Source organism: Moritella yayanosii (assembly GCF_900465055.1).
Classification (GTDB): domain Bacteria; phylum Pseudomonadota; class Gammaproteobacteria; order Enterobacterales; family Moritellaceae; genus Moritella; species Moritella yayanosii.
Genome location: NZ_LS483250.1, coordinates 1,754,472 through 1,767,479, shown reverse-complemented (window position 1 = coordinate 1,767,479; position 13,008 = coordinate 1,754,472). Strand labels below are relative to the sequence as shown.

Sequence of the window (13,008 nt, the reverse complement as noted above, 5' to 3'; positions counted from 1 at the left end):
GAATGTGGTGCTTTTTAGGGATTGAGGTAGGTATATTGTGTAATTTAGTTACGTTATAAGTTAAATTATCAACTTTATTGTTAAACTATCAACTTGATTGTTAATAAATACACGAATGTTTAATCAGAAAGCTGGATAATTTAAATCATATTTTTAAGCATATAGCATATAGGTATTTATTTCTGTCCTTTGACTTTGGTCGATATTTAACTCTTTGCATGAATGTTAAATTAGTTGTTACATCTTAATTTATCCATCCTCGTGTCATATATTCTTTGAGTTTGTTATGTTGAATGTTGTATTTATATTACAAATTAAATAATTGGTTTGATTTATCATTCAGAGCATTAATTTTTTGTGGTCAATTATATTCTAGGATGAGTTAAATGAGCGGTAGCCCCACATTAGAAATTAGAAACCTGCATAAATCGTTTGGTGACAATGAAGTCTTGAAAGGTATTGACCTGACAGCGAATAAAGGTGATGTGATCTCGATTATCGGTTCATCAGGTTCTGGTAAAAGTACCTTTTTACGTTGTATTAATTTATTAGAAATGCCAACCGCAGGTGATATCTCGGTGAATGGTGAATTAATCGAAATGATTGATGGACGCGACGGTAATAGAACTATCGCGAATAAAAAACAAGTTCAACGTATTCGTTCACGTTTAGCCATGGTATTTCAAGGCTTTAATTTATGGTCGCACATGACGGTCATTGAAAATGTGATTGAAGCACCAATTCAGGTTTTGGGTCTCTCGCGCAGCGACGCATTGATAAGTGCTGAACAATATTTGAAGAAAGTTGATTTATGGGAAAAAAAAGATGTTTACCCAAGTCAGCTCTCTGGTGGTCAAAAACAACGTGTGGCGATTGCCCGTGCACTGGCAGTTGAACCAGAAGTGTTGTTATTTGATGAGCCCACTTCCGCATTGGATCCTGAATTAGTTGGTGAAGTATTACGGGTAATGCGAAGCCTAGCTGAAGAAGGTAGAACGATGCTAGTCGTGACCCATGAAATGGCATTTGCACGTGATGTATCCACTCAGGTTATCTTTTTACACCAAGGTAAAATTGAAGAGCAGGGCGATCCGAAAGAATTATTTGATAACCCAAAATCAGAACGTGTTAAACAATTTCTGGCTCCAAAATATTAAGAGCTGGCACCAAAATACTAAGCGTTAGCACCAAAACATTCAGCGCTAACACCAAAATATTAGCCAAATATAACTATAATAAAACGACTACAAACACAGGATCATTGATTGATCTTATTATAATAATAGGGAAATACTTATGAAAAAATTAGCCTGCGTCATTGCAACAAGCTTATTGCTTTCTTCAGCTGTAATAGCAAAAGAATGGACGGATGTTCGTTTAGGGGTTGATTCACCTTACAAGCCATTTGAATATAAAACGCCAGATGGCGAGCTGACCGGTTTTGAAATCGACTTAGGTAATGAAGTTTGTAAACGCGCTAATTGGAATTGTACTTGGGTTGTACAATCTTGGGACGGTATTATTCCTGGTTTATTATCACGTAAATACGATGCTATTTTCTCTTCTATGTCGATCACTGACGCGCGTAAGAAGAAGGTACTTTTCTCTGAACCTTATTACAATACACCAAGCGCTTGGTTTGCAGCAGCAGACTTTAAACTTGATGTAGCAGATAAAGCCGCATTCAAAAAATTACGTATTGGTGTACAGCGCGGTACAGTACAAGATACACATGTCACTGAGAATTATGCTAGCAATAACAAAATTAAGCGTTATAACACCAGTGGTGACTTATTGCTTGATCTTGAAGGCGGTCGTTTAGACATGGTATTACTGGATTTTCCAGTCGGTGATACCACGTTACTTATCCCTGAGAAAAAAGGCGCTTATGCAGCCGTTGGCGATACATTCCAACTGGGTGAAGGCATGGGTGTAGCAATGCGTAAACGTGATAAATCACTTGCCGCGACATTCAATAAAGTATTAGCAGAAATTAAAACAGATGGTACATACGAAACTATCCAAGCTAAATACTTTAGCTACAGTATTAAAATGTAGTTTCTTTATCGTTGCGCAGCGTGCATGACGATAATAACAATGGGCGTTTAGTGAAAACGATTAGTTAAGGCTATTAGTGACCGCCAAGCGTCCACTGCTTTGTCTGGGAATATTATGTTAGATCTTCAAGGTTATGGGCCAGGTATTTTTTATGGCGCTATATTGACCGTTAAACTCGCCATCTTTTCATTAGTCATTGCTGTGTTGCTCGGACTGATTACCGCCGTGGCACGTTATTCCGGTGGTAAAATTGCTTCTGTGTTAGCTGTGTCTTATACCAGTTTAGTCCGTGGTGTGCCGGATCTGGTGTTAATGATGCTGATTTATTTTGGCTTGCAAGTCGGACTCAATAATTTTTCGGAATGGCTATACGAATTACATGAAACCTATGCCATCAATGCGTTTTATATCGAACAAGGCTGGTTAACATTATCGGCGTTTTATGAAGATGGTATGTATTTTAATATCGATGAATTTAGTGCCGGTGTGCTGACGATTGGTTTCATTTTTGGTGCCTATATGGGCGAGACGTTCCGTGGTGCTTTATTGTCTGTAGATAAAGGCCAATTAGAAGCCGCAACCGCTTATGGTATGTCTGACTGGCAGGTATTCCGTCGTGTGATGTTTCCACAGATGATGCGTTTTGCCCTGCCGGGTATTGGTAACAACTGGTTAGTGTTGGTTAAAACCACCGCGCTGGTATCGATTATCGGCTTATCTGATATGGTTAAGTTGGCGAAAGAAGCGGCGATGACAACCTTTGAACCGTTTCTGTTTTTCATTCCCGTTGCGTTTGTGTATCTAGCGATTACCACGGTGAGTGAAATTGTACTGAAATATTTAGAACGTCACTTTAGCAAAGGTGTAGAAGGTCATTAATATGTTAGATCAACTGATTGCTTTGCTTGAGCAAAATGAAATGTTTACCCCAAGTACCTTAAATGAGTATTGGGATGGTACGGTATTGACGGTACAACTGGCCTTTTTATCGGTTGTCATTGGTTTCTTTCTGGCAGTGCCGTTAGCGATCATGCGTGCCAGTCAGTATGTGTGGTTATCACGTAGTATTTGGCTATTTACTTATGTGTTCCGTGGTACGCCGTTATTGATCCAGCTGTATCTGATTTATTATGGTGTGACCATGATTGATGGTATTCAAGACAGCGCAATATGGTTTTTACTCGAAGATGCATTTTACCCGTGTTTGTTAGCGTTTGTATTAAATACTGCCGCATACAGTACCGAGATCATTCGTGGTTCATTGCTGACAACCGATAAAGGTGAAATTGAAGCGGCACAAGCCTATGGCATGAGCGATTGGCAGGTCCTGCGTCGTATTATTTTACCGTCGGCCTACCGTCGAGCGTTGCCTGCTTACAGTAATGAAGTGATATTTATGCTGCATGCAACGTCAATCGCCAGTGTGGTGACCTTGGTTGACATCACTGGTGCTGGTTATAATGTGTATTCACGTTTTTATGCCCCGTTTGAAGCATTTCTCTTTGCGGGTGCTATCTATCTGTGTTTATGTTTTGCTATCTTTGCAGTATTCAAAAGGTTAGAAAAGCACGCGTTTAGACATCTTGCTTAACTATTAAAATTTAATCTACAGCGAGCGCTATGCGGCAAATTGTATGCAAATAGATTGACAATACTCCTTTATGATTTTACTGTGTAAAAGTAAATTGCGCACAAGTTAATTGCGCACTTCTTACTGTATCAGCTAACAGTAAGCTATCTTTTGTATTGGATAAGGAAGTATGGATATGAATTTAAAAAATCAGATGATTAGGGGAATAGGCATTCTGTTGGTTGTGTGGACTGGTATCGTCGCAGCAGAACAGGATGGCGTGGATGGTTTGGGTAAGGGCGAAATTGCAATATCTGATAGCACCTTTAGCTGTATTCGGGATATGACTAAGGTTCGCGGTTTTTATGTTGACAATTTGAATGGGAATATCGATGCTACTTTGGCGGTAGCAAATTCTGCCACCGGCGGAAAATATCCCGAAGGGTCTGTCGTACAACTGGTACCGGGAGAGGTAATGGTTAAGCATGGCCGTGGATTTAGTCCGGCGACAATGGATTGGGAATTTTTTGAATTGGATGTGTCTGATACGGGTAGTAAAATCATAAAACGTGGCTTTGTGAACGTGATTAACCGTTTTGGCAATAACTGTTTTGGTTGCCATATACAGGCAAAACCTGAATGGGATTTGGTTTGTGAGACAGGCCATGGCTGTGAAACAATTCCTATAACAGCGGAAGTGATTGATTTAATTCAAAGAACAGACCCTCGCTGTGATGATAATGAGGACTTGAGCACCAGCGAGTCTTTTGAATTATTAAAATTAAAAATTAAGGTAAGCATTGGCACGTCTATCGGCACTGTCAAAAGCTGGTTATAGTTGTTCATTTGATTGTTCGTAGGGCATTGTTAGCAACTCGCTGTTGGGCTATCTGGGTGTTATTGATCTTGTAACGTGACGCGAGTAAATAGGTGATATAAAATTTATAAATATTGTTCACATAATCGACTGTTTCTCTGCCGATGACTTTAGCGGCAATCTTCTCGACATGATTAAACCAAATATTCGGGTTTAAGCCTTCCTTCAACGCCCGTTTTCTTAAGCGAATCAACTTAGCTGGGCCTGCGTTATAAGCGGCAAAACTGAGTAATAGCGAGTCGAGTTTAGTGATCTTGTCGTGACTAAAATAACGCTGCTGCATAAAGTGTAAATATTTCACGCCCGCATGGATATTCGCATCCACCTGGTTGATGTTTTTAATATTGATATAAGGTTCGTTGGCAGTTGAGGGCATTACTTGCATCACCCCGACAGCGCCACGATGGCTAATGGCTTTTTGGTTGAGCCGAGACTCTTGATAGGCTTGCGCAAGAATAAACTGCCAGTCGAACTTGTACTGCTTGGCGTACTTTTTAATGATTTGTTCGGTTTCTAAATAACGGTTTTCAAACTGTTGGTAAATGACTTTTTTTAACCACGGGTGTCTCACCAGATAGCGGCGGTGCAGGATGTTGCCGATCTTGGTGCCTTTTTTATGTTTGGCAATAAATTGATTTAAGCTGCGGGTTAATTGTGGCGTGTGGTTTCGTACCGCCCAGGTACTGGGGATACGACTGCCAACCGCTAATTTGGGGTGGGTTTTTATATTTTTATATAACCTTTTCCACAAGCGTAAGCTGTGATTAGAGGTCATGGTCATGAATATTTGCTTGTTGTCGACCATGTCTAAAATTTCGAAGTCTTCAAGTTCGTCGCTGACAATATTGATGTAAATGGGTGGTTTGTTGAGATGGAATAACTGCTTGTTGATGTGTTGTAACTGCTGGTGGTAAATACTATTGCGGCGTATCCATATTTCCTTGCCTGAGAGCTGTTGTATATCCTGGTATTCTTTTGTCGATTTATGGCTGACGAGTAATAATTGATGGTCGGTATAGATGGGCTCGGTATGGGTAACTTGGTTCTGTTGGCGTTGGGGCGTCATTAAAGGACCAATGGCGATATCACCATAACCCTGCGCGAGTAAGCTGATTATCTGACTACTCGGCACCGGAATAAACAGGATGTTAAGTTTTAACTTGGTGTCTTTGAAGTGCTTCTGATTAAGGTGTTTTTCGTATTCCCGCATCATGTCATATGCCAGTCCACGCGGACGACTTTGGTAAATAAAATAATACGCGGGATGATTAACGACCAGTACTTTGATGGTGCGTTTTTTTAATAGCTGGGGGAGGTCTTCAAAGCTCGGTTGGCTATGAAAACTAAGCTGCTGCTGGGCAACCGAACGCTGTGTCATTGAAGGCTGAACACGAGGCGTTGTTGACGTTGCGTTGTTATCGGTAGATTTTAAAACAATTCCCTTTGGATTTAAAACCATTGCCTTTGGCGTCATAACATGTGGCACGAGGGTATTGCTGATTGTATCGTCTGCGCTCTGTGTTAGCAGTGAGATCCGGGAGGATCTAATCGCAGCGGTTATCACTGAATCGTGGTTCGCGGAATACTGCCCATGACTTGGAGATATGCTGACAATAACACAGAGAAGTAAGCTGTTTGTTGTGGTAGTGCATATCTTGCTCCATTGTATGACCATCATCGCATCTGATATATGAGTGTTTAGGTAACATTAATGTTAGACACATATTTCTGAAATGCGTTTTTGAGATATGAAATAGCTCAGGCATATAAGCCTAAGCTATTGTACTGTTTATAAGTTTAGCGATCTAAAAGTTTGTAAGTTTAGTTAACTAAAATTATAAGGGTTGTTAACCAAATGTTGTCCAGATTGGCGCGTGATCCGATGGTTTTTCGATGGCTCGTAGTTCGTAATCGACATCGCTTTCCACCACTTTAGCATTCAATGTCGCCGTCGCTAAGATCACGTCAATACGCAGTCCACGGTTGTCTGGGAAGCCTTTTGAGCGGTAATCAAACCAGCTATAGCGATCGCTTACTTCAGGTTTGATAGTACGGAATGTATCGTGTAGACCAAAACCTTGTAGTTTGGCTAACCATTCGCGTTCTTCTGGTTGGAAGCTACATTTACCGGTTTTTAACCAACGCTTGGCATTGGGTTCACCGATACCGATATCTTTATCTGCGGGTGAAATGTTGATATCACCCATTACGATCAGGTCATCTTCTGCGGTGTGATTGTCGTTAAGGTAGATGTTTAGATCTTGATAGAATTTACGCTTGTACGGGTATTTGGTTTCGTGGCTGATGTTCTCGCCTTGTGGGAAATAACCGTTTAGCACTGTGATTGGTTTGCCAGATATTTGCTCAAACGTCACCATGATCATACGTTTTTGTGCTTCTTCGTCATCGGTAGGGAAACCGTATTGCACTTTAATCGCTGCTACGTCTGCAACGGTGCTCTTCTTCACCATCATAGCAACACCGTAATGGGCTTTCTGACCATGGAAGAATACGTGGTAACCCATGTCCTCAACGGCTGCTATTGGGAACATGTCGTTGTGTACTTTGATTTCTTGTAGGCCAATTACGTCAGGCGAATGTTTGTCGATGATCGCTTGTAATTGATGTAATCGAGCGCGAAGGCCATTAATATTAAATGAGATAATTTTCATTGCTGAAATAGTCCTTGTTGGATCATTGATTCTAATACAGCTCAACTTAGCGTTAATATTAGGGGAATCTTTATAAAGAGGTTAGATATTCGCTCTTTTCTTCTCATGCATACGCTGAATATTGAACTCTTTTTTAAGTTCTGCTTTACGTTCCGATTGTTGTTCTGATAACGGGAAGTCTTTTAGCTCGATAAAAGTATCGGCGATCTTCTTGGTGATTTCTGGCAACGGGCGTTCGACTTTGACGAGTAGGGCGATACACACTTGTACCTTATTCAGCGCTGCACCAGTATTGAGCGGCGCGATAGACAGTGCGGTTTCAAAGTGTTGCAGTGCGATTTCAAGATCACCGTCAGTAAATGCTTCAATACCCAGTTTGTTGTGGTGCTGAAATTGAACTTCTTTACTGTCCTCTTCACCACGGATGCTGGCAAGTAATTTTTCACTGTGGACACTAGAATGCTGGATGAAAGGTGTTAATTTTTCTGCAAACCCAAACTCTTCTAAATCGATGAGTAAATTAACCAGTTGCGGCCCTAACCATTCCGGCGTGGCTTCGGGCTCAGTCAGATAAGCTTCATTACTTTTCAATAAGGTACTTCTGGCTTTAACCTGATTACCTTTTACGTTATGAATCGATGCCAAACTGTAACCTTCAAGCGCTAACAATGCGTCTTCTTCCACATAAGGGTGTTGCTGAGAAGGTCGGTGAAATAAGCCACTAATCTCTTGTAGTAACCGACCTTGCTTAAATTTATCCTCTTCGTTTTTAGCCACGAGAATGATGACTTGTACGTAATTAATTAAATGCTGAGGATCTTGATGAATGGTATTTTTGGTCTGCATTAAAATAGCGAAAAAAGCTTCTTTCGCTATTGCGTTCATATTGGTATCAAGCGCTAACTCGGCTAAAAGTTTTTGACGGTTTAATGACAAATGCGAATGTTTGATTGCACGTTGCACGATACTCAGTGCTTTTTCGCTGTCGCCACCATCTTTGAAACATTGTGCCAACCAATCGTAACCATCTAATATCATAGGGTTAAATTTTATTATATTGGATAGTAACGGAATGGCTTGTTGGTATTTTTTCTCTAAGCAGTACACCCGCCCTAACAGCAATTGCGCATGGGTATGCGGGTGCTCGTCTATAAATTCTTCTAAGATAATACGTGCTTCTGCGTACTTTTGTTTTTCAATTAACAGTTCGGCTTTAAACAAACGACAGAAATTACGATAGCGAGCAGAGTAGATAATGGCGTTGTCACACTCTTCCATGACTTGAGCGAAATTATTATCTTTAATCGCTTGATAGATAGGTAGCAAGGCTTCTTTCTTATTGAAGGCTCTTTGGATACGTAAATTTAGCTCGTTTTGTGAAAATGGCTTCATCAAATAATCATCAGGTGTCATTTGAATTGCACTTAAGACAATGGCTTTAGAGTTATCACCGGTGACTAAGAAAAATACGGTGTGGATAGGCAGTAGATTATGGACTTTGAGTGTTTCAAATAGCTGTCGACCATTAATGCCTGAGCCAAGGTTATAGTCAACGAGCAATAAGTCAAAGGTATTATGACGACATTGTCTTAATGCATCTTCGGCACTGCCCACATGGATTACATCCTTAGCACCAAAATTAATTAACATGGTTTTGAGCATGATCTGAAAAGCACGTTGGTCATCAACAATGAGCACGCGTTTATTTCGATAGTCAAAATTATTATTCATGTATATTTGATGCTCAAGAGTAATAGATTAATTCAGACGCTAATGATTAGCATTAACCACAATAGCAGGTATGGATAATAGTGTCTTGAGAGGAACACTGTTTTTGTTAATTAGAACTTATAGTTGGGTGTTTTTTGTGCGTAGGTGTAAGCAGAAATTACTGGAAGTGTATAGAGAGAGTGGTGGAGGGAGAAGGATTCGAACCTTCGAAGGCTGAGCCGTCAGATTTACAGTCTGATCCCTTTGGCCACTCGGGAACCCCTCCACATTTTCTCTATGTTGTTATCTATTGCTAGATGGTATTTTACGATGATGACTGCGATTACATTGGCCTATTTTATGGCTGAAAATGTAAGTCAACAAAGTAGAATGATGGTGGAGAGAGAAGGATTCGAACCTTCGAAGGCTGAGCCGTCAGATTTACAGTCTGATCCCTTTGGCCACTCGGGAACCTCTCCACAAGTAATACTTTTTTTCATCTACCAATGGCAGATGTTGTCTTCATCTCTGTCGATTACTTTAAAGCCTATTTTAGGTATAGTACATTGGCCACAATGTATTTCTTATTTCAAGACCCTTTATTACTTCAAGTCATCGGCAAAACTAAATGATGGTGGAGGGAGAAGGATTCGAACCTTCGAAGGCTGAGCCGTCAGATTTACAGTCTGATCCCTTTGGCCACTCGGGAACCCCTCCACAAGTACGGAACGGATAGTATCAGAAAATGTCTTTATGTGAATAAAAATATTGAATAAACAGCTAAATATTTTGAAAATCAGGCCGATAACTTACTAGTTGATTATTTCGCGGCAAAATCTGGTTATTCTGCGCGCAATCTTGTTAAGAGGTACCTTATTTACGTTCAATCGATACGACAACATGCCTTAATTGATGAGCTACAACTTGGCCAACAATTAAATAAATGTGCTTTAAATGGTGATAGAGCTAAATTTTCTTTGCTATTAAGTATGTTGTCATCTGACATTTCTGATCAGAAACAAATCGAAATTAAACAATCTGCCGTCGATACGTCAGCGTATGATGCTGCCCGTATGTTACGACTGAATGAATATGCCGCTAAAAACAATATGGCGGCAATGCGCTTGGAGATCTGTTTTTCTCCGGAAATTGGTGTGACTGTCGGGGATATTAACTATATACCCGAATCTGTTGTACAAAATAGTTCTCATTTATTACAGCAAAAATTAGCCCTCGGTGCGCTAATTAAACCCACTGCCAGTGAGCTGGCTCAAGCTGCATTATCCTCTGAATCCTCAGCAGCGCCCACATTACCTGTCGATACTCAGTCGAGTACGCCAAGCCTATTAGATGTACTAAACAGTTATGATGCAGACAAACCGTTGAAGATCAGGGAATATGCCTAAAGATTGTTACACAGTGTTAATATATTATTAATTTATATTAATAGATGTCAGGCTCAAAGCGATGCAGCAGCATAATGAAGGGGTTTTTTAAATGAGTACAATTCGAACAGCATACCGATCAGCAATATTACACAGCCTTGGTGATCCCGATAAAGTCGGGATGGACAATTCGTACGAATATTTTGCTGACGGTGCCATGATTATTGAAAATGGTATTGTTCAAGCGCTAGGTAATGCCCAAGATATTCTTGCTAATGAAAGCAGCGATATCGATGTTAAAGTATTTGAAAATAAGATCATCACATCGGGTTTTATTGATACCCATGTGCATTACCCTCAGACGGGTATGATCGCGTCGTATGGTGAGCAATTACTTGATTGGTTAAATAACTATACTTTTCCAGCGGAAGGTAAGTTTGATGATCCAGAGTACGCAACGAAAGTGGCTGAGATCTTCTTGCAAGAGTTGATGAGTAACGGTACCACGACTGCGTTAGTATTTGGTACTGTGCATAAGCAATCGGTTGATAGCTTCTTTACCCAAGCACAATTACGTAATATGCGTATCATCTGCGGTAAAGTGATGATGGATCGTAATGCGCCTGATTTCTTAACCGATACCCTTGAAAGTTGCTATGAAGACAGTAAAGAGCTGATCGAACGCTGGCACCACAAAGGCCGTTTACACTATGCTGTTACGCCTCGTTTTGCCCCGACCAGCACCCCTGAACAGCTTGATGTTGCGGCGCGTTTGTTAAGTGAATACCCTGATCTGTATCTGCACACGCATTTATCAGAAAACTTAAAAGAGATTGAGTGGGTTAAAGAGTTATTCCCAGAACGTGCTAATTATTTAGACGTTTACGACCATCATGGTCTGTTAACCGAACGCTCGGTATTTGCTCACAGTATTCACCTGTGTGATAGCGAATGCCAGCGTTTGGCTGATACCGGTTCCGCTGTCGCTTTCTGCCCTACGTCAAACTTGTTCTTAGGTTCGGGTCTATTAGATCTGCCACGTCTTGAAAAGTTTGGTATTAATGTGGGTATGGGTACGGATGTAGGTGCGGGTACGTGTTTCTCATTATTATCAACAATGAATGAAGCGTATAAAGTATTGCAACTGCAGGGCAAGGCGTTAAGCCCGTTCAAATCATTATTTTTAGCGACATTAGGCGGTGCGAAAGCATTACGCTTAGAAGACAAAATTGGTAACTTGGCCGTCGGTAAAGAAGCTGATTTCGTGGTACTAGATTTGGCGGCTACACCGTTACTTAAGTTCCGTATGGAAAACTCAACGTCGTTAGAAGAAACCTTGTTTGCATTGATGCTCATGGGTGACGATCGTGTTGTATGCGAAACGTATGTGTTTGGTGAAAACCGTTATAGCAGTCTGTAACTGTTCTGTTCGCGGCTTAACTGGCGCAATTCTCAATCCAATGAGATAGACTTTTTGCCTGATGCAAAGCATCAAAGTTATTTTCTATATTTAAGCGTGCTAAACGTCGCATTTCTTGCCGTTTTTGGTACGGGTAATGGATAAATTCAGTGATGGCGTGGCTCAGCGATTGGCTATCTTTTTGTTTTACAATCAATCCCGTACCTGGCGCGACAATCTCTTTGCAACCCATTAGGTCTGTGGTTATCACGGGAACACCGGAAGCCATGGCTTCTTTTAGCACGAGCGGGCCGGTGTCAACGCAGCCTGATTGTGACACACAAAATGGTGCGACGAGGCAATCAAAGTTGACGAGATTATGGCTAACCCAACGAGATGATTTAGCCCCAAGGAAGCGCACGATTTTTGATAAACCCAATGTATGCACTTGCTGCTGCAAGCTTGAACGCAGTGCCCCATCACCAATAATATCGAGCGTAACCGAGTGCTGCGGCGCTAGCTCATGCAGACTTTGAAGCAGGTAATTTAGTCCTTTTTGTTCGACTAAGCGCCCTAAAAAGACCAGTCTAATCGGGGTTGAGCCCTGGCGCTGGGCGGATGATAGCTGGGAGGGAGGAAATTCATTAATGTTAACACCACAATGCAATAGCTTTATTTTATCGTGATTAATTTTCTTTAAATTGTGTTCCATATCTTTGCACACCGCAACCACAAAATCGCTGTTATTCACCTTCAAGTGAACATCGTAAGGTGTTTCATAAAGATCATGGCCATGGGCGACAAAGGAACTCGTTATCCCCATCATTTTAGCAGCGGTGATAGCATGTGCGCAGGTATGCTGTGCAAAATGTGCATGGACATGGTTAACGCCCTCTTTACGCATTTGTAGCGCCAGATTAAGGCTATATCGAAATAAAGATAATTTAGGCATCGAGTGCTGTTTGGCAATAAAAGACAGTGCTCTTACCATGCCCACGGGACTAAGGGTTGTTAGCAAAGACAGGTGAAGGTTGGCACTGATCTCATGAGTATCATAGCTAAATTCGCTACAGTTATGATATTTGATAAATGTCATGACACAGACTTGGTGACCGCAGGATTTTATTGAGTCCACTTCTGTGCGAATAAATGTCTCGCTCAGTACCGGGTATGAGGGAGCTAAAAATGCCACTTTTTTCATCTCAGATCCTTCTTTCTGTATTCGATTGTCCATAATTTTATTAATCTGACATCCAAGAATAAATTTCTTAACTAGGCTTATCAACATGAATTGATAAAAATTAAATCTTTGATAAATAAATACGCCTTTGATAAAT

At 40.8% G+C, this 13,008-nt stretch carries 11 protein-coding genes and 3 tRNA genes; 7 read left to right on the top strand and 7 right to left on the bottom strand.

Annotated features, from left to right (window positions below; genetic code table 11):
• The first annotated feature begins 386 nt into the window (after positions 1-386).
• From MORIYA_RS08070 to MORIYA_RS08050, 5 genes are all read left to right on the top strand, one after another.
• The gene (locus tag MORIYA_RS08070; RefSeq protein ID WP_112714225.1) at positions 387-1,157 is read left to right on the top strand and encodes an ABC transporter ATP-binding protein; all 771 of its coding nucleotides are present in this window, start codon (positions 387-389) and stop codon (positions 1,155-1,157) included.
• A gap of 139 nt (positions 1,158-1,296) precedes the next feature.
• A complete protein-coding gene (locus MORIYA_RS08065; RefSeq protein WP_112714223.1) occupies positions 1,297-2,058 on the top strand; it encodes a transporter substrate-binding domain-containing protein in 762 nt (253 codons plus the stop codon).
• A 114-nt stretch (positions 2,059-2,172) separates the two neighbouring features.
• On the top strand, positions 2,173-2,937 hold the full coding sequence (locus MORIYA_RS08060; RefSeq protein ID WP_112714221.1) for an ABC transporter permease: 765 nt from the start codon (positions 2,173-2,175) through the stop codon (positions 2,935-2,937).
• A gap of 1 nt (position 2,938) precedes the next feature.
• Entirely contained in the window at positions 2,939-3,649 is a 711-nt protein-coding gene (locus tag MORIYA_RS08055) for an ABC transporter permease (protein WP_112714219.1), read from the top strand.
• Positions 3,650-3,824: 175 nt separating this feature from the next.
• Entirely contained in the window at positions 3,825-4,466 is a 642-nt protein-coding gene (locus tag MORIYA_RS08050; RefSeq protein ID WP_197713363.1) for a hypothetical protein, read from the top strand.
• A 4-nt stretch (positions 4,467-4,470) separates the two neighbouring features.
• Here MORIYA_RS08050 and MORIYA_RS08045 read toward each other — a convergent pair whose 3' ends face one another.
• The 6 genes from MORIYA_RS08045 to MORIYA_RS08020 all read right to left on the bottom strand — a co-directional run bounded on the left by MORIYA_RS08045 (position 4,471) and on the right by MORIYA_RS08020 (position 9,604).
• Complete coding sequence (locus MORIYA_RS08045) at positions 4,471-5,991, bottom strand: MltF family protein (protein ID WP_232011555.1); 1,521 nt, start codon at positions 5,989-5,991, stop codon at positions 4,471-4,473.
• 361 nt (positions 5,992-6,352) lie between these two features.
• Positions 6,353-7,177 carry an exodeoxyribonuclease III gene (gene xthA, locus MORIYA_RS08040; RefSeq protein WP_112714215.1) on the bottom strand — a complete coding sequence of 275 codons (825 nt, stop codon included), beginning with the start codon at positions 7,175-7,177 and terminating at the stop codon, positions 6,353-6,355.
• 81 nt (positions 7,178-7,258) lie between these two features.
• Positions 7,259-8,908, bottom strand: a complete 1,650-nt coding sequence (locus MORIYA_RS08035; protein ID WP_112714213.1) for a response regulator — start codon at positions 8,906-8,908, stop codon at positions 7,259-7,261.
• Between the two features lie 180 nt (positions 8,909-9,088).
• Positions 9,089-9,173: transfer RNA gene (locus MORIYA_RS08030), tRNA-Tyr, on the bottom strand.
• 108 nt (positions 9,174-9,281) lie between these two features.
• A tRNA-Tyr gene (locus MORIYA_RS08025) sits at positions 9,282-9,366 on the bottom strand.
• A gap of 153 nt (positions 9,367-9,519) precedes the next feature.
• Positions 9,520-9,604: transfer RNA gene (locus MORIYA_RS08020), tRNA-Tyr, on the bottom strand.
• Between the two features lie 158 nt (positions 9,605-9,762).
• Here MORIYA_RS08020 and MORIYA_RS08015 point away from each other — a divergent pair.
• Positions 9,763-10,293, top strand: a complete 531-nt coding sequence (locus MORIYA_RS08015) for a VC2046/SO_2500 family protein (protein WP_331838551.1) — start codon at positions 9,763-9,765, stop codon at positions 10,291-10,293.
• Positions 10,294-10,384: 91 nt separating this feature from the next.
• The gene (gene guaD / locus MORIYA_RS08010; protein ID WP_112714209.1) at positions 10,385-11,692 is read left to right on the top strand and encodes a guanine deaminase; all 1,308 of its coding nucleotides are present in this window, start codon (positions 10,385-10,387) and stop codon (positions 11,690-11,692) included.
• Between the two features lie 16 nt (positions 11,693-11,708).
• Here guaD and MORIYA_RS08005 read toward each other — a convergent pair whose 3' ends face one another.
• Positions 11,709-12,872, bottom strand: coding sequence for a glycosyltransferase (locus MORIYA_RS08005; RefSeq protein WP_112714207.1), 1,164 nt, complete (start codon positions 12,870-12,872; stop codon positions 11,709-11,711).
• Positions 12,873-13,008 lie beyond the last annotated feature (136 nt).